Below are 19621 nucleotides of genomic sequence, written 5' to 3'. Positions count from 1 at the left end.
GTCTAGAGGCGGGTGACCACGAGCCCGTCGTTCTGCACGGAGATGCGGGCCGGCTTGCCGCGGTGCTCGTCGGGGATCTCGTCGGCCATGAGGTAGCGGCCGGCGATGGAGACGAACTCGGCCTCGAGGCTCATGCAGAAGATGCTCGCGTCCGCGTTGTTGTGGGCGCCGGCCATGGCGCGGCCGCGGAGCGGCGCATAGACATGGATGTTGTCGTTGGCGATGAGCTCTGCGCCCGAGCTGACCGGCGAGAGGACCACGAGGTCGCCGTGCGGCACGTAGATGACCTGCCCGCTGCGCACCGGCTGCCGCACGGTGAGCCCCGCCGGCGGCGGCTCCCCGGCCGCGTCCGGCGGCGGCGCGGCGTCCCTCGGGCGGCGGGCGGGCCCCGCCGCGGCGGCCCCTGGCCCGCTGCGGTCTGGCGCGGGCCCCACCGCCACGGGCCCCGGCGTGGGGGTGCTCCCCTCGGCCGGCCCGGCCTGGCGTGACGAGCGCGTGAGCGGCGTCCGCAGCACGCCGAGGCCGGCGGCGACGGCCCGCTCGCGCTGGGCGTCCGTCGGGTTGCGCACGGCGATGGGCACGAGGTTGTGCTTCCTCAGCAGCCCGGCGAGGGCGCCGAGATCGACGGGCTCGTCGCCGAGCTCCGCGAGGTCGAGCAGGATCGGCAGGTGCAGGAAGAAGTGCGGCATCTGCGAGATGTGGTCGGCGAGCTGACGCTCGACGGCCGAGACATTCGCCGTCTTGAGACAGAGCATCGTGATGGCAGGCATCGTGCCCTTGAGCGCAAACGCCTGCTGCTCCTGCCGCTTCTCCCCTCGCCTGCCCGACACCATCGCTGTCCTCGCTCGCAAAAAGGTGCTCCCGCGGCGGCACTCTACCCCGGATCCGGGGGCACGCGCGGGAAAAACCGCTGGGGTTCCGGGCCTCGCCGCGCGGCCGGCGCGTCGCTGGTTGGCTGGTCGCCTGGCGCGGTGATAACGGTGGTTTGGCATGCCGACCGCGCGCCGCGCCTCCGTACTGCGGATCGAGCCCCGTCCCGGCTCGTCCTCCTCTTCCCCTTCTCCGCACGCGACTTCCCCGCGCGCGACGCCCCCGCCGGTCGGCGCGCTCGATCGCCACTTCGCGCTGGAGGTTCCTCGCGTGTTCTCCGAGGAGGAGCGCGCCGCGCTCGTCGCGGCGGTCCGCGCGGCCCGCGACGAGTGGACTGCCGACTTCGGAGGCGAGCAGTTCTCGCTCGGACGCGCCTTCTACACCCACCTGGAACAGGGGCGCTCCCGGGACTATTTCGCCGACGCGGCGGCCTCCGACGCCCGCGTCGAACGCCACCTCCCCGGCCTCCAGCGCCGCATGCGCGAGCTCGTCGCGGCGCTGACCGGCGGGCTCGCGCAGCCCCGGCGCGGCTTCTGCGGGCCAGGCGTCCACATCTTCCCTGCGGGGGAGAAGGTCGCGCGCGAGGGCGGCGTCGTGCACTTCGACACGGAGGGACTCTCCGACTACCACCTTGCCCGCCGGCTCCGCGCCATCACCGTCGTGGTGATGCTGGAGCTCCCGGACGGGGACGGCGGGCTCAAGCTGTGGGACGTTCTCTACGACGGGCGAGACGACCCGGGCGGCGACGCGCTCTCCGCGCAGAGCCTCGTCGCCGGCTACAGCCCCGGCGGAGCGCTGGTGATCGACAGCTACCGCCTGCACCAGATACAGCCGTTCCCGGGCGACCGCGACCGCATCTCCGCGACGGTGCACGCTGCCGAGATCGACAGCGGCCGCTGGGAGACATGGTTCTAGCCGACCCACAGTCGTGACGATCCGTTTCGCCCGGCTCGTGCGTCTGGGTGGGCGTGATGGAAGAACGAAAGCAGCCGCGGACGTCTACGGATCGGCGACGGCCGCCTCCAGCGCGGCCGCGACCCAGCCACGCAGGTGGTTGTCGTGATCCGGGCTCGGCAGCAGCCGCTCCTCGACCGGCACGCGCGCGACCATGGCCGTCAGCTCCTCGACGTCGAACGGCAGCGCGATACGGCCGTCGATCGCCACCTGGAGCCGCCCCTCGCGCGCGTCGCCCACCAGGCACGCGAGGTGGCGCCCGTCGCGGCTGAAGACCAGCGTTCCGTCCACCACGAGATCGAACGCGCTCTCGCTGCGGCCGTGCACCACCAGCGAGCGCTCGCCGCGCCGCGCGAGGTAGGCGTGATCGCGCCCGTCGGATCGGAAGGCGATCTGCCCCACCCAGCCGTACGCGGGCCCCTCGACGCCATCGACCACCGCGAAGCTCGATCGCCCGCGGCGCGCCGAATACCCGATCGCCTCGCCTCCCTCCGCGAACACGGGCGCGCCGACCTCGTCGTAGGCCGGCCCCTCCGTCCCCTCGAACACCACGCGCCACGCGGCGCCTCGGCGCGCCGCGTACGCGAGCCGCCCTTCCCTGCTGAAGGCCAGGCTCCACGGCATCACCGCGTCGTATGCGGGCCCCATCGCGCCGTCGATCACCACCTGCTCCTTGCGGCCACGGCGCGCGGCGTACGCCACCCGATCGCCGCGCGCGCTGAACTGGATGGCCGAGAGCCGCTCGAAGCCCTCCCCCCTCGCGCCGTCGATCACGGCGTGCCAGAGCCCGCCCTCTTTCACGCTCAGGGCCACGCGCCCGCCGGCGGGGCTCAGCGCGATCTCGGCGATGGCCTCGTACGCGGGCGACAGCACGCCGTCGACCACCCCGTGCGTCTCTCCGCCGCGGTGCGCGATGTACGCGGCTCGCCGGCCGTCGGCGCTGAAGCGCAGCCCGCCGATGCCGTCGTACGGCGGCCCCTCCACGCCGTCGATCACCGCGATCGCTCGACCATCGCGCTCGCCCGCGTAGCCGAAGCGGCGCCCGTCGCGGCTGTAGACCAGCGATCGACCGAACAGCGCGTCGAAGGCCGGTCCCTCGCGGCCACCGCGCACCACCATCCAGCGCCCAGCGCGCGTGGCCGCGTACGAGAGCTCGCCCGCCGCGCTCCAGACGATCGCGCCGATCCCAGAGAAAACAGGCCCCTCGTGGCCGCCCTGCACCACCGTCCAGCCGTCACGCCTTCGCGCCGGGTACGCGAGGCGCTTGCCGTCAGGGCTCCACGCGATCCCCTCGACGCCGACGCCGAGGTACTCGGGGCCGTCCCGGCCGTCGACGCGCACGAGCTGGCGCGCGGCACCGTGCTCGATCACCTCGACCGCGTGGCGCCGGTCCGGGCTCCGGCCGAACCACACGACACGGGATCCCACGCATCCCGCGCAGAGCAGGCCGGCGAGCGCCAGAGCGAGCCTCATGGCGGCGAGGGGAAGCGCACGCCGTGGGTGCCGGTCATCACGCCCTTGGCCACCAGGCGGCCCTCGACCTGGGCCTCCACGTCGAAGCGCAAGAGGTTCTCGAACACGTGGCTCTGGGCCACCTGGTACTCGAGGCGCTGCCCGGCGAAGACCGGATGGAGCAGCTTGACGTCCACCGCGGCGCTCATGCCCAGGCGCGACGGCAGATCGGTACGCGCGAGCATCTCCAGGAGCGGCGCCGACGCCTCCGGCCGGTAGCCGGGCCTGAGCTTGTAGCCCAGCTCCAGGTTGCGCAGGGCCGCGAGCACGCCGGCCGGATCGCCGCCGTGCTCCTCGAAGCCGCGCTCGAAGGCCCAGATGATCTGGAGCAGGTTGCAGCTCTGCCCCATGCCCTCGATGGTGTAGACGCCCGGCCAGAGGTGGAGCCCCGGGAAGTGCCCCTCGAAGATCGGCTCGTTGGCCGAGATCTGGCGCGCCGCCCGCAGCGTGGGCCGCGGCGCGCGTCCGTAGGCCTCCACCGTATCGACCATCAGAAAGGGCCGTCGGTGCGGGATCAGGCGCTCGATCACGTCGGGGCCCAGATGCAGGGGCTCGATCGCGCTCATCCGGGTCCTCCCAGGGCCTCTAGGGTGCGGGCCAGATCGCGCGCGTCCTCCGTCCCGTGGACGCGCGCCCGCGTGAGCGCGGCGCTCTTGCGCGCGAGGCCGCGCAGCACGGCGCCAGGGCTCACCGTGATGAAGTCGTTCACGCCACGATCGGCGAGGGTCGCCAGCGAGCGCGCCCACTCGACCGGACAGGCGATCTGGTCCGCGAGCCGATCCGGGATCTCGCCCGCGCGATCGGCGTCGAGGACCGCGCCGTCGCGGTTCGACACGAAGGCCGCCTCCAAAGGACGGCGCGGCAGCGCGTGGAGCGCGGTCCGCAGCTCCTCCACCGCGCCGGCCATGGCGGGCCCGTGCCAGGCGCCGGCGACCGGGAGGCGGCGCGAGGGCAGCGCCGCGGCCACCGCGCGCAGGGCTGCGTCGTCGCCGGTGAGCACCACCTCGTCGGGCGCGTTGACGGCGCCGACGTCGATCGCGCCGCGCTTCTTTCCGATCGCGATCGCCGCGCGCACGGCCGTCTCCGTGCCGTCGAGCAGGGCCAGGAGGCCGCCGGGCCGGCGCGCCGCCTCGCGCGCCATCAGGCGCCCGCGCAGGGCCGCGATCTCCACCGCGTCCTCCGGCGCGATCGCACCGGCAGCGCACCACGCGGCGATCTCGCCCAGCGAGTGCCCGGCGACCGCACGGGCGCGCACGCCCGCCGCACGCAGGCGTCGGTGCGCGGCCAGCGCGATCGCCGTGAGCACTGGCTGGAGCACCTCGGTGCGATCGAGCGCGCGCCCGCCCTGCGCCGCGATCTGTTCGATCGCGACGCCGGCCGCGGCGGCCGCGCGTTCAACCAGCGATCGACCCTCTGCAAACGACGTCGCAAGCTCGAGCCCGGCCAGCACGCCCTTGCTTCCCTGTCCCGGGAAGAGCAGCGCGACCGTCACAGCGAGAGCCCTCCGTCCACCACCAGCGCCTGGCCGATCACGTAGGCCGCGCCGTCCGAGGCGAGGAAGAGCACCACCCTGGCCACCTCCTCCGGCGTGCCGAAGCGCTTGAGCGGGATCTCGCCGCGGACCTGATCCGCGACCCGCCGATCGAGGCGCGCGGCCATCCCCGTCGCGATCATGCCCGGCACCACGGCGTTGACGCGGATGCCCTTCGGCGCCAGCTCCGCGCCGAGCGTCGCGGTGAGCGCGAGCACGCCCCCCTTGGAGGCCGCGTAATTCGCCTGCCCCGCGCTGGCGCGCAGCCCCGCGATCGAGGCGACGTTGACGATCGCGCCGCGCTTCCTCGCGAGCATCGGGCGCACGGCCGCGCGGCAGAAATGGAAGACACCGTCGAGATTCACGGCCAGGACATCGTCCCAGCTCCGCTGCTCCATCATGGCGAACGGCTCGTCGCAGGCCAGCCCCGCGTTGTTCACCAGCACGTCGAGGCCGCCGCGCTCGCTCGCGATCCGATCCACCGCCGCGTCCGCCGCCGCCCGATCGCGCGCGTCCGCGCCGAGGATCGCGCCCTCGCCGCCCGCCGCGCGCACGAGCCGCAGCGTCTGTTCCGCCTCGTCCGCCCGCGCGCTGTAGCCCACGTACACGAAATCCCCGCACGCTCCGAAGGCCACCGCGATCGCGCGGCCGAGGCCGCGGGACGCTCCGGTGACCAGCACGGTGCGCGCGTCGCTCATACGAGGGGCGGGAACGCATCGCCAGCGCGCGTGCGGTAGCCGTGCCGCTGCGGGCTCACGTAGAGGCTGCGGTTGTGGACCAGCGGCGGAGAGACCGTGCGGATCGGCACCGTCCGTCCCTCGCTCCGCGCCGCGTAACGATCGATGCCGGCGTGCGCGTAGGGCCGATCGATCAGCGCGATCGCCACCCAGCCGCCGCGGGTGGGCGACGCGGCCGCCTGGATGAGCGCGCCGATCTGGGCCTCGCCGAGCACCACGGAATCTCGCTCGGCAAGCGGCTCCTCGCCGACGGTGTACGTGACGCGCCGCGCGGCTCCACGCTCGCGCAGCGCGCGGAGCGCCGCGGATCCAGCGTACTCACGCGTCGACGATGTGCGCCACTGGAGCTGCAGCTCCAGCGGGTCGAGCCCCGCGCATCCCGGGTGCCGGATGTTGAAGAAGCCGTTCTCCAGCGCGCAGCGATCGACGGCCGCGAGGCTCACGGCGCCGAGATCGAAGGCGCGGCCAACCTCCTCGATCCGCGCGCGCAGCGCGCCCTCGCGGCGCCGGTCCACCACCAGGTCGTAGCCGTACTCGCCGGTCTTGCCGCCGCGGAAGCAGATCACCGCGTCCCCCTCGAACGGGACGCGATAGAAGCTGAGGTAGGGCATGCCCACCAGATCCGGCACCAGGCACTCGCCCAGCAGCTCCCAGGCGTAGGGGCCGTGCAGCGACAGGATCGCGTGCGTCTCGCCGAGGTCGTCGATCGTCACGGCCGCGCCCTCCGGGAAGCGATCGCGCAGCCACGCGATCAGATCGGCGGCGGAGGGGCCCTCGGAGAGCAGGAAGAAGCTCTCGTCGTCGCGGCACACGTAGATGTCGGCGAACGGGACGCCGTCGTCGCGGAGCAGCAGCGACGGGCGCATCTGCGCGTCCTGCAGGAACAGATCAGCCGACGAGACGCGGTCGAGCGCGTCGAAGGCGCCCTCGCCCGCGAGGCGGAGGCACACCACGTGCGACCCGTCGCCGAGGGCCACCGCGCTGCGGATGGATCGGACCTCATCCTCGATCGCCACCGGCGTGCTCCTTGTCGCTCGGACCCTCGATCACGAAATCGACCAGCGTGTTCACCGTGCGCATCCAGCGGCGGCCCTGGCCGCCGTCGGCCAGCCGCTTGCCGAAGACCGCCTCCAGCGCGACCACCAGCTCCACCGCGTCGACCGAGTCGAGCCCCAGGCCGGTGCCGAACAGCGGCGTGTCCGGATCGATCTCGCCGGGCTCGCGTCGCACGTGCAGCTCCTCGATCAAGATCCGGCGCACGCGCTCGAGGAGATCCTCGCGCCGCGCGATGATCCGCTGCAGATCCTCATCCATGACGTCCGTCCCCGGGCCGTACGGCCGAAAGGACCACGGCGCAAGACGTCGATTCCTCGCCGGGGTCGGTCACCAGCACGCGATCGATCTCGCCGCGCGCGATCGCCGCGAAGGCCGCCGCGCACGCGAACGCCGGCCCCGCGGCCGGCGCGCGTCCGATCACCTCGGCCGGATCCGGGAGGCGGCGCACCTCGTCCGCGCCGATCTCCGCGGAAGCCAGGGCCGCGCGGATCGCCTCCGCCACCTGCCCCGGCCCCGCGAGACCCCAGCCGGCGAGGCGCACCCCGGGGCCCGCATCCGGCGCCACGGACAGCGACAGGCAGGCCGCGCCCTCGCTCCACGGCGCGTCGGCCTCGCTCGCGCCGAACTCGTCCACGCCGCCGACGATCAGCACGTCGGCGTCATCGCGGCTCTCCAGCCAGCGCGCGGCGTATGCGATGGCCACCAGGCTGCTGCCGGAGCCCGTGGTGATGGTGGTGGTCGGCCCCTTGAGCGAGAGCAGCTTGGCGCACGCCCCCGCGGGCGCGTTGAGCCCCATGCGCGTGAAGGCGCTGGCCGACAGCCGCGGCAGCCCGCGCGCCTCCACGCTGGCGTCGTACTCCGCGACGCTCTCGGGCGAGACGCGCAACGCGCCCGCGAAGATCCCCGCGCGCTCGCGCGCCGCGCCGCGCAGGGTGAGGCCCGCATCCCCGATCGCCCGCGCCGCCGCCGCGGTGAGCAGCAGCGCGGATCGATCGATCCCGCGCGGATCCGCCGTGGGCACCAGCGCCTCCAGGCGGACCTCGGGCGCGCGCCGTCCGAGCCGCGCCCCCGCGGCGATCGCGCGCTCGAGATCCTCGACCGTGAGGCCGTGCGGGCCAACGGCGCCCGCGCCGAGGACGGTCACCGCGCGGCGCGCGCGCGCCGCTCGCGGCCGTCCTTCTTCACCGGCCGCACCCAGCAGCACCGCCGCATTGGCCCCGCCGAAGGCCGAGTTGTTGCACAGCGCGCGGCGCACCTCGAGCGGCCGCGGCCGCCCTTCACCGACGGGATCCGCGGGGCTGCGCGGCCGCGGGCCCTTGAACTGCGCGGTCGGCGGGATCATCCCGCTGCGCATACCGAGCAAGGTGGCGATCACCTCGAGCACGCCCGCCGCGCCCTGCGCGTGGCCGAGGAAGCCCTTGGTCGAGCTGACCGGCAGGCGCCGCGCGCGCTCGCCGAACACGAGCTCGATCGCGCGCCACTCGGCCGGATCGTTGGCGAGCGTGCCGGTGCCATGCGCGTTGAAGTAGTCGACGTCGTCCGGCGCGATCCCGGCGTCGCCGAGCGCCCCGCGGATCGCGCGCGCCACGCCGGATCCCGTGGGATCGGGCGTGGTCGCGTGATACGCGTCGGCCGACAATCCATAGCCGAGCAGCCGCGCGATCGGCCGGGCGCCGCGCGCGATCGCCCGGTGCTCGCGCTCCAAGAGGAGCAGGCCCGCGCCCTCGCCGACGGTGGTGCCCGCGGGGTGGCTGAAGGGCGCACACTTGTCCCCGGACAGGAGCCCGAGCGCATGGAAGCCCGCGAAGAGGTCGGGCGTGAGCGCGTCGGTGCCTCCGGCCAGCACCACGTCGGCGGCGCCCGCGTCGATCAGATCCTTGCCGAGCCCGAGCGCGTTGGTCGACGAGGCGCAGGCGGTCGACACCGTGATGCGCGGCCCGCGGATCCCGATCGCTTCGCCCACCAGCTCGGTCACCTGGTGGAGCCGCCGCACGCGGCTGCCGAAGTTCGATCCAAGCACCAGCGCGACGCGCTCGGGCGGCACCGAGGCAGCGATCGGCGCGCAGGCGAGCGCCTCGCGCGCCGCGGCGATGGCCAGATCCACGCAGAGATCGCCGGCCTCCACCCGCTCGTCGGCCATGCGATCGTATCCAGGCACCATCGCGCCGAGGTGGACAGTGAAGCCCTCGGTCGAGAAGCGCTCGATCGGCCGGATCCCGTCGCGCCCGGCCGCGATCGCGTCCCACAGCGCGGCGGCGTCGGGCCCCAGCGCGGAGATCGCGCCGAGCCCGGTGATCGCGACGCCCAGAGTCAAGCCATCGCCCGCAGCACGACGCTGACGATCAGCGTGATCAGCCCCACGAGCCCGAGGATCGCGCCGACCGTGATCACGACGGCCCCGCCCATACCGCCGACAGCGGCGCCGATACCGGCCGTGATCGCGGCGACCCCCAGCAGGCTGGCGCCCACGATGATCCCCACCGTGCCCCGCTTGAGCCCGGTCTCGCGCGGAGGCGATGCGTGCGCGGGCGGGCCGTAGGTGGGCGGCACGTCGGTCGCGGTCCCCGTGGCGGCCAGCGCGACGTCCCAGCGGCGGCGCGACTCGATCATCTGATCGCGGTACGCGAAGAAGGCCTCCTCCCCCATGCGCGCGGCCATGCGGCGCTCGGCCTCCTCGATCGATCCCTGGCGCGCGGCGATCTTGCGCACCTTGGTGTTGTACTCGTCGATGAAGAGCGACGGCGACTGCTTGAGGCGCGCGCACGCCTCCACCGCGATGGCGCGCATCTGCAGCCGGCGCGAGAGCGGCACGCCGGCCTTCACGCCCTCCGCGTCGAGGGTCTCGACCACCCGCATGCCCAGATCCGGATCGTCGCGCAGCGCCCGCGCCATGTCCGCGCGCTCGGTGGGCGTGAGGTTCGCCATCATGTCGTTCATGCCGAGCATGGAGTCGTCCATCTCGCCCAGCGATCGCGACATCCGCTCCTGCATCCCCGGGTGCATCCGATCCTCCACGGAGAGATCGTGGAACGACCCGGCCAGGAGCAGCGATCGCACCGTCTTGCGGAAGAGGAGATCGCCCTTCCGAAACTCCGGATCGTTCGCCGCGAACGGGTTCTTCACGCCCGCGGGAAGCATGCCCGCCACCGCGTCGGTGGTGAACACGGCGTTCATCGAGTGATCGAGCCGATCGAGGTACTTCTGCATGTCCGCCGGCGAGAACGCGATCACCGGCGGCGCCAGCACGCCCAGCCCTGCGCACCCCGAGCTGCCCACGGCCACCGCGCCCGCCCCCGCCATCGCGCCCACCCTCAGGAATTCGCGGCGTTCCATTGGATCTCCTTACCCTGCTGCGAGGCTAGCCCAACCGCCGCCAGCGTCGCAATCCCGGGGTCACGCTCGCGACGCGCGTGCGATCCTGCGCGCTTGACCGTCGATCGGTCCGGTGCAGCATGGTTGAATGGAATCGGAGGCCGCGGGCGATCGACGCTTCGATGTCGTCGTGGTGGGCAGCGGCATCGGCGGACTCACCGCCGCGCTGCACGCCGCCGTGCGCGGCCGCAGCGTGCTGGTGCTGGAGGCCGCCAAGGAGATCGGCGGCCTGCTGGCCCCGTTCCGCCGCGGCGCCTACCGCTTCGACACCGGCCTGCACTACCTCGGCGAGTGCGGCCCCGGCCAGGCCTTCGCGCGCATCCTCGAAGCGCTCGGCCTCGCGGACGCCATCCACTTCCACGAGCTCTGCCCCGACGGCTTCGATCGGATCGTCTTCCCCGGTTACGAGATCTCGATGCCGAAGGGCGCCGAGCGCTACCACGCGCGTCTCGCCGCCGATTTCCCCCGCGAGCGGCGCGGCCTCGACGCCTTCTTCGATCACCTGCGCGCCTTCCGCGAGGCCTCCGCGAGCTGGACCGAGATCCGCCGCGGCGCGCCTTACCCACGCTTCTTCGCCGAGCATGCGCGCACCACGTACGGCGATCTGATCGACGGCCTGATCGGCGACCCGCTGCTCAGGGCCGTGCTCGCTGCGCAGGGAGGCAACTACGCGCTGCCGCCGGGGAAGGCGTCGGCGCTGGTCGGCCTCGGCATCCTCGATCACTACCTGGGCGGCGCCTACTTCCCGCGCGGCGGATCCGGCGCGCTCCGCGACGCGCTGGTGCGCGCGATAGCAAAACGCGGGGGCCTCGTCCGCAAGGGCCGCGCGGTCACGCGGATCCTCACGCGCCGCGGCCGCGTCGAGGGCGTGCGCTGCGAAGACGGCGAAGCGATCTTCGCCCCCGCCGTGATCTCGAACGCCGACGCGGCGGTCACTTACCTCGAATTGATGGACGCCGAGAGCGTCCCCGCGCGCACGCGCAACAAGGCCGAGCACACGCGCCCTTCGCTGGGATCGCTCACCCTCTTCCTCGGCACCTCGCTCGATCTCGCGACCGCCGGCATGACCGACGCCAACGTGTGGCATTTATCGAGCCACGCGATCGATCGCGCCTACGCGCCGCTCTTCGCGGGCGAGCTGCCCTCCGAGGACTCGTTCTTCCTGTCCTCGCCCTCGCTCAAAGACCCTTCCTCCGGTCCGCACACGCTGGTGCTGTCGACCATCGTGCCCTACGAGCCCTTTTCCCGCTGGAGCGGCCTCCGATCGATGCGGCGCGGCCCGGAGTACGAGGATCTCAAGCGCCGCCTGCTCGATCGCTACCTCGGCGGCATCGAGCGCTACGTGCCTGCCATCCGCGATCACCTCGACGTGATCGAGGTGGCCACGCCCCTCACCCACGTGACGTACACCGGCTCGCCGCGCGGCGGCATGTACGGCCCCGAGCACACGCCCGATCAGGTGGGCCCCTTCCGCCACCGCATCGAGGGCACGATCCCGGGCCTCTACCTGTGCGGCGCCTCCACGCTCGGCGCGGGCGTGGTGGTGAGCGCGGTCTCGGGCTTCCTCGCCGGCGCGCTGGCCACCGGCGCGAAGGGCGCCTGAACACCGCACTTTTCAGCTATTTGGGGTTCTGCGTCCGCGCGAGGGTAGTCACCGCGGCGCCGCGGAACCCGGGACTCGGCCTGTCATACCATCTCGTTCTAGCTGGAACACCGGCAATGAGGCAGCCCCGAGGTCGAGGGCTTTAGCGCTCTTTTCCCGTAGCTGGCCGGCTTCGGGCAGGTTGACGTGGCCTTGCCCATGAGCAGGCGTGTGCCCTCGGCGACCGCACGCCCTCTACGCAGCGCGCCGCCTGAGCGGCGAGATCCGTCGCCAGGCTCCTGCCCGCGATCATCACGACCATCGACCCGTCAATCCGAGGGGATGAGCGGCGTGGAGAGGGCGCGCAGCGCGGCCTCCCGCGTGCGCTGCATCTCCTCCTGCAGCCGCCGGTTCTCCCCCTCGGCCGCCTGGCGCTCGAGGAGATCGAGCTGCTGCCGGGTCACGTCGCGGTGCGCCTCGATGACGTATTTGGCGCCGGCCTCGTCGGTGACGGGGAAGAAGAGCGTGTCAATCCACAGCTTGATGTCGTAGGCGCCCGGCAAGCCCACGGTTGGCGCCGATGGACGCTCCGTCCGCGCGACGGACGACGATGCCGATGGGGGTCGGCCGGATAGATGAAAGTGGGTCGCCTCGGCGGTTTCCTGGCCTTCGATCGTCCCGGCGAGGTCACGACCTTCTTCCTCGGCCAGCAGTACACGGACGGGCTCATCCGGCACAACCTCGGCCTCGAGGAGGCGCTGTGCATGATCCCCGTCACGGCGGTGATCGTCGCGCCGGGGCAGAGGTGCCCCCCAGGTCGCCGCGCCGTGACCACGCCGGTCACAACTCAGGAGCACCGAGCCGCGCTTCGATGGACGAGGACTGATGCCGCACGAGGATCGTCTGTGGCCCTGGAACGCACAACGAGGCAGCCGCTTCGCACCTCCACCGGGGCGATCGAACCTGGCATGGGAACTTCCGTCCTCCCTGCGGCCTTGAAGTCCTGGCATGGCGCTTGCGCTGTCATGGGGTGTTGGCCCGGATCGGCCCGAGCAAGGAGCCCACCATGTTCATCCCTCCATCCATTCACGGTTCTCTCCTCCTTTTGTTCGCCTCCTCCGTCCTCGCGGCGGGCTGCATCGTCGACCCGTCGTCCGATGCGGGCGAGCCCGTCGGTGATACTTACCAGAGCTTCGATGAATGGAAGGCCAGCCTCCCGCGCGATCCGAACGACGGCGCTTATCTCGTCGACGGCGACATCGGCGTTCACGACGACGTGACCCTGAAGGAGCTCTCCGCCGAGTACCAGCAGCCGGGGGCGCTCATCGTCAACACGCGCGGCGACGGGAGCGATGACCGCTGGAGCGACGAGCAGAAGACGAACCTGACGTATTGCGTCTCTCCGCGCTTCGGCGACGATCATGACGCGGTGGTCGCCGCGACGCGGTCGGCCGGGTCCGCCTGGGCGCGCGCCGCCGCCGTCCGCTTCGTCTATGAGCCCGACCACGACGAGGCCTGCGAGCAATACGAGGAGCATCCCGTGCTGTTCGAGGTCGTCCCCGCCAGCGGCACCACGTACAACGGGCGAGCTTTCCTTCCGAGCATGGTCGCGCGGGGGTATCACCGGGTCTTCATCGATCTGGAGAACATCGCGCGGGCCGCCCCGAAGACCCTGACCGGCGTCCTCCGGCACGAGCTCGGGCACGTCCTCGGCTTCCGGCACGAGCACGCCCGGCCGGAGGGCAACGGCGCCTGCACGGAACGCCCCGGTTGGCGGGCGCTCACGCCGTATGATCCGGGGTCGGTGATGCACTACAACGCGGAGAGCCGGTGCGAGGGCACCAACGGGGGAGACTACGTGCTGACCTGGCTCGACAAGGCAGGGGCGGCGGAGCTGTATGGCGAGCCTTGATGAGCTCCTGCTGCGACCCGTAACATCCATGAAGTGAGCGGGGCGCGCTCGGGCTTGAAGGATTGATTGCTCACTCGGCGGATCACCCCGAGGGCTGTTTGAATCAGCCTTCACGCCTACGCCGGTGGCCAGCCGTCCCCAGCAAACGTCGGGGCAATGGCAGCGGCCCCGAGCCACTCCCGTGCGAGCTCCAAGATCTGCGCATTCTCGGAGACGTTCCGGAGGAAACCGTCGCGACGGCGGAGATCGTCGATCCGCGCCGCGGTCGCGAGGAGGCGGTCGCGCGCGTCCGCGATGGCGGCGCGCGCTGCCGGGTGGTCGCCGGTCGCCTCGAGCGCCCGCGCGTACACGAGGCGGGCGAGCTCCTCGCCCTCCTCGACCTTGCCGAGCGAGGCGAGCAGCGCCATCGCTTCACGCGCCTCGGCGAGCGCCTCGGACGGCCTCCCGCGCGCGAGCATCACCTCGGCCCGCGTCGCCAGGGCCACGACCTGGAACGGCTTCGCCGCCTCGAGCAGCGCCACCGCACGCTGGGCCTCCTTTTCGGCCGCTTCGAGCTCACCCGCGCTCCGCAAGAGCCACGCGAGGTAGGCGCGCGAGACCCCCTCGATGCTCCGCCAGTCGCCTCTCACGGCGGCGGTGACAGCCTCCGACTCGACAGCGAGCCCCTCGTCGATCGCGCCGAGGCGGCCGAGGGCGAAGCCGAGGTTGTGCCGGCCCGTGATGACCGCGCGCTCGAGCCCCATGCGCTCGGCGTCGGCGACCGCGCCGCGGAGGAGCGCCACCGCTTCGGCGTAGGCGCCGAGCCTGATCTCGGCCTCCGCGAGGTTGCCGCGGGCGACGCAGGCGTTGCGGACGTCGCCCGTCTGCTCGAAGCAGCGCAGCGAGGCCTCCGTCAGCGCTCGGCAGCGATCGAGGTGCCCGGCGAACTGCGCGCGCACGCTGAGCGCCCGGAAGATCGGCCCGCTCACGGCCGGGTCGCCCGAGAACCGCCCGGCGACGGCCTCGATCCGCGCGTGGAGCAGCTCGGCCCGATCGTAGATGCCCGCGAAGAACAGCCGCACGACCACCCGCGTGGCGGCCATCACCGCCGGGCCGGTCGTCCCGTCATCGGACCAGGCGCCCGCGAGCTCATCGGCGAGCGCCACCAGCCGCTCGTGATGTCCGAGCCTCCCCGCTGTCTGGCCCACGTCGCCCACGGCCACGTACCAGCGAGCGCTGCCCCTCGGCAGCGACTCCATCGCCACCTGCGCCCAGCGGAGCGCCTCGGCGATGTCCCCGCGCCAGTGATGCGCCTCGGTCCGAACGAGCGCCAGCTCCCCGCGCGCCTCGCCGCTCGCGCCGAGCGCGAGGGCGCGAGCGGTGTGGGAAAACACGGCCTCCAGGTCGTTTCCAGCGAGCGCCTGCGCCGCTGCGCGCCGGTACCCGTCGGCGGCGCGCGCGGGGTCGCCGCCCCGATCGAAGTGCTCGGCGATCACCGCAGCTGCCGGCTCAGACGCCTGCTCGAGCCATGCGCCGGCGAGCTTGTGCCCGAGCGTCCTGTCGCTTTCGATCAGCGTCGCATACGCCCCCTCGCGGAGGAGCGCGTGCCGGAACGCGAGCTCCTCCTCGCCCGAGAAGCGGCTCTCGCGGCGCCGCACCAGGATCTCGCGTTCCACGAGGGGCGCGAGATCGTGCGCGATCTCGCTCCGGCGCGCCGCTCCGCCCAGGAGCGCGGCGACGCTCCCCACCCAGAAGACCTCGCCGAAGATGCTGGCCGCGCGGAGGAGCCGCCGCGCCCCTTCGTCGAGCTCCCCGAGCCGCGACTCGACCATGGCCACCACCGTCTCCGGCATGTCGGAGCCCTTGCCCTCGGCCGTCCAGCGGATCAGCTCCTCCAGGTAAAAGGCATTTCCCTCCGACAAGCGCACGATGCGTGCAATCGTCTCGGCGGCCGCCCGCTCGCCCAGGACGTGCCGCGCGAGGCGCTCGCCGGCCCGCCGGCTCAGCTCCACGAGCCGTAGCTCGTGCAGCCGGCGGCCTTCCCAGAGCTTCGGAAAGACGTCGCGCACCTCGGGGCGCGCCGCGGCCAGGACGAAGAGCGGCCGCTCCTCCAGCGTGCGCAACGCCGCGTCGAGGAGCTGTACCGTCGGCCGATCTCCCCAGTGCAGATCCTCCAGCAGGACGAGCACCGGCGCCTTCGCGCAGGCCGCGCCGAGGAAGTCGAGGAACGCCGCGCGCACCTGGTCCGCCATGAGCGGCGCGTCACGCCGCGCGGATCGCAGCGCAAGGCTGTCCTCGTCCGGGAAGGGTGCGCCCACGATCTCGCCCAGGAACTCCGCGACACGCCGCCGCTCGCCCGGCGCGCTCCACGCTGCCACCTGCGCCAGCAGCTTCTCCCGCCGGATCTCCGGCGGCTCGCCCTCGTGGATGCCGCACGCGCTCCGCAGCGCCTGGCCGAGCATCTCGAGGGGGGAGCCGGCGCGCAGCGTGTCGCCGCGGGCGATCCAGATCGACACCGGCTCATCCCGCGCCCTGAGCTCCTGCAGAAGCTCGTGGGCCAGCCGCGACTTGCCCGTGCCCGGCGGCGCCACGATCAGCGCCGCCTGCGGGGTGGCCTCTTCCACGGTCTCGGTGAACAGCGCCCGCAGCATGCCGAGCTCGCGCTCACGCCCCACGCACGGCGTGGCCTTGCCCAGGAGCAGCCGTGTGCCCTCGGCGACCGCACGCTCTCCATGCAACACGAAGACGCCATCGTCCTCGCGCACATCGAAGCGCGCGTCGAGCAGCCCCGCGACCACCTCGTCGATCATCACCGCGCCCGCTGCCGCCGCAGCGCCGCGCGCCATGGTGCCAGAGAGCAATGCCACCCGGTCGATGGCGGGCCCCAGCGACCGAGCCGAGCGGTCGCTGCGTCCGATGGTGAGGGCGACGCGCCGCCCGCCGGCCTGGGCGCGCAGCGAGAGCGCGCAGCGCGCCGCCTGCGCGGCGAGATCCGTCGCCAGGCTCCTGCCCGCGATCATCACGACCACCGACCCGTCCATCAGCGGCTCGCTCGCGCCGCCATGCACCTCGGCCTCGCGCAGGATGACCGCATCGTCGGGGGTTAACGTGAGCGTGGAACTCCCATTGAATCGCGGAACCTCGACGCCTGGCGGCGCGCTCACGAGGATCACCGCCACCGCGCGCTGCTCGCTGCTCGTCAATGACGGTGTTCCGGTGGAGCGTGAAGGCAGCCTGACAGGCGGCTCCCCGAGCGCCCGCAGCGCCTCCGCTGTTGCCCTGCCGTCGCGCGGTCGCTCCTCTCTGCCCTTGGACAGCATCCTTCGCAGCAGCGCGTCGAGCGCCTCGGGCACCTCCGGCCGCACGCTCCGCACGCTCGGGGTCTCCTCGAAGAGCACCTTCGTCAGGATTGCCGCCAGGTGCTGGCCGCCGAACGCAGACTCGCCCGTCAGACATTCGAAGAGCACACAGCCGAGCGAGAAGACGTCCGCGCGCGTATCGATGTTCGCCTCGCCCCGCGCCTGCTCGGGCGCCATGTACCCGGGCGTTCCGAGCAGCGTCCCTGCGCACGTCATCGTCGTCGCGTGCTCGAGCCGCGCGATACCGAAGTCGAGCACCTTCGCCTCCTCCAGGCGCTTCCCCGGCAAGAACAGGTTGCTCGGCTTCAGATCGCGGTGGATCACCCCCTGCGCGTGCGCATACGCGAGCAAGTCCGCGACCCTCAGGGCGAGGGCGACGCTCTCGTCGATGCCGAGCGGACCACGCCCGAGCCGAGCCGAGAGATCCTCGCCATCGAGCCACTCCATGACGAGGTAAGGAGCCCCATCGACGCTCACGCCGTGCGCCAGGTAACGCACGATGTACGGATGGGAGAGGCCCGCGAGGATCTGCGCCTCTCGCGCGAACCGGGCCGCGTCATCGAGGGCGCCGCCAAGCAATACCTTGACCGCCACCGGCTCGCCCGTCTCCTGGTCGAGCGCCTTCCACACCTCCCCCATTCCGCCCGCGCCGACACGGCGCTCCAGGCGGTAGCGCTCCGTGAAGACCGTCGCTGGTTGCACGGGGCGAGTATCGGCGCGCCGGACCGGGGTGTAAAGGCCGGGTCGGCCGGCGGGCGGGCGTCTCGCCCTTCAGCTCCTCGTGGACCTTCTCGATGCGGTATCCCTCGGTCTACTCGGTCTACTCGGTCTACACGAGCTTCCGCAGGTAGTGGAACTTGGGATCCGTCAGATCGTCGGCCGTCAGGGCCCAGCCCTCGTCCCGCGGGATCAGGTAGATGACATCCGACTTCACGCTGGCGAAGCTCACGTGACCGAGGTTCTGGAGGATGTGGCCAAACACGTCGCGGCGCCACAGGCGGTCCTTGGGGATGTCGCAGACCGTGCGGAGCATCCGATCCGTGGGTGAGCCCTGGATCAGCAGGAACGCCATCGTGAAGGTCAGGTAGCGGGGCTGGCCGCGGTACGGGTCCGGCGTCCCCGACGGCCCCTTGCGCGCGCCCTCCTCCGTGATCATGCCACGGGACCACATGCCGTAATCGTTGAGCGCCCGGGAGTCGTCGTCGAAGTAGTCCCAGCACCCCTTCTCGATGGCGTGCAGATTCGACAGCAGCGCCATCTGCGCGCGGCGGTACTGGTACCACTTGTATTGCAGGCTCATCTTCTCGAACTGGACCTGGACGGCCTCGTGCAGCGTGCGCTGCAGCGTGCTCCCGGCGTCCATGCGCGCGCACACCTCCATCGCGAAGATCGAGTGCTCCACCGTCAGCCTCCGTATCCGCCCGACGCCCGGTTCCACGAGCCGCTGCGGCTGAGGGCCGCGCCGAGGATCACGCCGGTGCCGAGCGCCACGACGACTGGCACCGTCCCGAAGCCGTCCGGGATCGGCGCCCCCCCGCTCGACGCGGCGCCGCTCGAGAACGCCGTCGCGCGCTGCGCCGGCACGTACGATTTGCCCGGCCTCGGCGCGCTCGGCTCGACCGGCGCCGGTCGAGGGGGCGGCCCCCACGGATAGTCGATCCAGAACCAGCCGTGCGACGCGGCGCGGCCACCATAGTAGTAGGGAGGCCAGTCCTCGGTCTCGTTCGCGGGCTTCGGCTCCGCCGGGTCGGCGGCAAAGACGTTCGCGGCCAACAACCCGACATCGAGCCGGCGCGACCGGAACGCAACGAGGTCGTCGTTGAGGTCGTCGGACTCGGTCGTGACCCTCTCCGTGGGCACCACATAGAGCACATGGCGAACCCCTCGGTCCCAGAGCGCATCGGCGGACGGCAGTTTCGCGACATGCCGGTTGTCGAACTGCGTCGCGTCGTCCGAATAGGGCGAGAGCCGCTGTCGATCGAGGACGAACATCGTCGCGCGGGGGCCGGGGGCCGAGCGGGCGAAGAGCGGCTGGTAGTACGCCGCCGCGGCGAGCGTCAGGTGCGCCTTGACGACGCCCCGCGGGTGCGGCCAGTTGTCGAACGTGAACACCGGGTCGAACGCCTCCGCCGCGCCCGCGGCAAAGGCCACCGACTCGGGGCCGTCGAGATCCACGATGACCGCGATGTCGCGGCGAAGGCCGCTGTCCGTCCGGGCGGCGAGGAGGAGCGACGCGAGCGCCTTGCCGCTCCGGTAGGCGCGGTCCATCGCCGGCGTGAAGATCGGCCGGAGCACGTCGCCGAGCGGCGTGATGGGCGCCGGATCCCCCTCGGCGACGAGCGTGGGCACGGCCGACGGCGACTCGAACAGCGCGGGCACGTAGTAAGCGCGCGCTCCCTCGTCCGCCGGCCTGAGGTCGGTGGACATCCTCGCGAGCGCGGCCCGATCGAACGGCTTCTTCGACTCGCCGTCGAACGTCACGCTCTCCTGCGCGGCGCCGAAGCTCCAGCCGAACGTCCGCTGCATGTCGAGCGCCCGCTTCCGCTGCACCGCGGTCTCATCGTCCGAGCACCCGTCCGCGGCCACGGCGATCGCGGCCGCCACGCCGACGAGCCCGACCGCGCCGAGCGCGGCCAGGATCGCGTTCCGCCGCGACGCGTCCTTCGGCGCGTCGGCCAGGCCCTTGTGCCACCAGCGCGCCCCGACGATCCCGGGCTTGTCGAGCACCTCGGCGCGCTCGAACGGCTCGTCCATCCG

General features: G+C 72.6%; 16 protein-coding genes. 3 read left to right on the top strand and 13 right to left on the bottom strand.

The features are described from left to right. Positions 1–2: 2 nt before the first annotated feature. On the bottom strand, positions 3–833 hold the full coding sequence (gene minC, locus WMF34_RS17395) for a septum site-determining protein MinC (RefSeq protein WP_437993955.1): 831 nt from the start codon (positions 831–833) through the stop codon (positions 3–5). Positions 834–1140: 307 nt separating this feature from the next. On the opposite strand from minC, the gene WMF34_RS17390 reads away from it, so the two are divergent. Next, complete coding sequence (locus WMF34_RS17390; protein ID WP_012235989.1) at positions 1141–1785, top strand: hypothetical protein; 645 nt, start codon at positions 1141–1143, stop codon at positions 1783–1785. An 84-nt stretch (positions 1786–1869) separates the two neighbouring features. On the opposite strand, the gene WMF34_RS17385 is transcribed toward WMF34_RS17390, so the two are convergent. The 8 genes from WMF34_RS17385 to WMF34_RS17350 are packed head-to-tail and all read right to left on the bottom strand — an operon-like array spanning position 1870 to position 9993. Beyond that, a complete protein-coding gene (locus WMF34_RS17385; protein ID WP_437993954.1) occupies positions 1870–3297 on the bottom strand; it encodes a hypothetical protein in 1428 nt (475 codons plus the stop codon). Continuing rightward, a complete protein-coding gene (locus WMF34_RS17380) occupies positions 3294–3902 on the bottom strand; it encodes a 3-hydroxyacyl-ACP dehydratase FabZ family protein (RefSeq protein ID WP_012235987.1) in 609 nt (202 codons plus the stop codon). Before WMF34_RS17380 ends, WMF34_RS17385 begins: the two co-directional genes overlap by 4 nt. Further along, positions 3899–4828, bottom strand: a complete 930-nt coding sequence (locus WMF34_RS17375; protein ID WP_437993953.1) for an ACP S-malonyltransferase — start codon at positions 4826–4828, stop codon at positions 3899–3901. Before WMF34_RS17375 ends, WMF34_RS17380 begins: the two co-directional genes overlap by 4 nt. Continuing rightward, positions 4825–5565: a 3-oxoacyl-ACP reductase FabG gene (gene fabG / locus WMF34_RS17370; protein ID WP_437993952.1), complete on the bottom strand. Its 741-nt coding sequence runs from the start codon at positions 5563–5565 to the stop codon at positions 4825–4827. Before fabG ends, WMF34_RS17375 begins: the two co-directional genes overlap by 4 nt. After that, positions 5562–6620, bottom strand: coding sequence for a glycine cleavage T C-terminal barrel domain-containing protein (locus tag WMF34_RS17365; protein WP_437993951.1), 1059 nt, complete (start codon positions 6618–6620; stop codon positions 5562–5564). The genes fabG and WMF34_RS17365 overlap by 4 nt, the downstream gene beginning before the upstream one ends. Then, a complete protein-coding gene (locus WMF34_RS17360; protein ID WP_437993950.1) occupies positions 6604–6918 on the bottom strand; it encodes an acyl carrier protein in 315 nt (104 codons plus the stop codon). Before WMF34_RS17360 ends, WMF34_RS17365 begins: the two co-directional genes overlap by 17 nt. After that, entirely contained in the window at positions 6911–8974 is a 2064-nt protein-coding gene (locus WMF34_RS17355; protein ID WP_437993949.1) for a beta-ketoacyl synthase N-terminal-like domain-containing protein, read from the bottom strand. The genes WMF34_RS17360 and WMF34_RS17355 overlap by 8 nt, the downstream gene beginning before the upstream one ends. Beyond that, the gene (locus WMF34_RS17350) at positions 8971–9993 is read right to left on the bottom strand and encodes a hypothetical protein (RefSeq protein WP_437993948.1); all 1023 of its coding nucleotides are present in this window, start codon (positions 9991–9993) and stop codon (positions 8971–8973) included. The genes WMF34_RS17355 and WMF34_RS17350 overlap by 4 nt, the downstream gene beginning before the upstream one ends. Before the next feature lie 127 nt (positions 9994–10120). Here WMF34_RS17350 and WMF34_RS17345 point away from each other — a divergent pair, with 127 nt between their 5' ends. Next, a complete protein-coding gene (locus WMF34_RS17345; RefSeq protein ID WP_437993947.1) occupies positions 10121–11635 on the top strand; it encodes a phytoene desaturase family protein in 1515 nt (504 codons plus the stop codon). Positions 11636–11943: 308 nt separating this feature from the next. Here the strand turns inward: WMF34_RS17345 and WMF34_RS17340 are convergent, their stop codons facing one another. Continuing rightward, complete coding sequence (locus WMF34_RS17340; protein ID WP_157906728.1) at positions 11944–12183, bottom strand: hypothetical protein; 240 nt, start codon at positions 12181–12183, stop codon at positions 11944–11946. 497 nt (positions 12184–12680) lie between these two features. Here WMF34_RS17340 and WMF34_RS17335 point away from each other — a divergent pair, with 497 nt between their 5' ends. After that, entirely contained in the window at positions 12681–13526 is an 846-nt protein-coding gene (locus WMF34_RS17335; protein ID WP_437993946.1) for a hypothetical protein, read from the top strand. A 116-nt stretch (positions 13527–13642) separates the two neighbouring features. On the opposite strand, the gene WMF34_RS17330 is transcribed toward WMF34_RS17335, so the two are convergent. The 3 genes from WMF34_RS17330 to WMF34_RS17320 form a co-directional block, all read right to left on the bottom strand. Continuing rightward, positions 13643–17566, bottom strand: coding sequence for a protein kinase domain-containing protein (locus tag WMF34_RS17330; protein ID WP_437993945.1), 3924 nt, complete (start codon positions 17564–17566; stop codon positions 13643–13645). Between the two features lie 127 nt (positions 17567–17693). Next, the gene (locus WMF34_RS17325) at positions 17694–18266 is read right to left on the bottom strand and encodes a hypothetical protein (RefSeq protein WP_437993944.1); all 573 of its coding nucleotides are present in this window, start codon (positions 18264–18266) and stop codon (positions 17694–17696) included. A 2-nt stretch (positions 18267–18268) separates the two neighbouring features. Then, on the bottom strand, positions 18269–19618 hold the full coding sequence (locus WMF34_RS17320) for a hypothetical protein (RefSeq protein ID WP_437994641.1): 1350 nt from the start codon (positions 19616–19618) through the stop codon (positions 18269–18271). Between the last annotated feature and the right edge of the window lie 3 nt (positions 19619–19621).

This window comes from Sorangium sp. So ce145, assembly GCF_051525985.1.
Taxonomy (GTDB): domain Bacteria; phylum Myxococcota_A; class Polyangia; order Polyangiales; family Polyangiaceae; genus Sorangium; species Sorangium cellulosum_B.
This window is presented reverse-complemented; position numbering and strand designations above follow the sequence as displayed.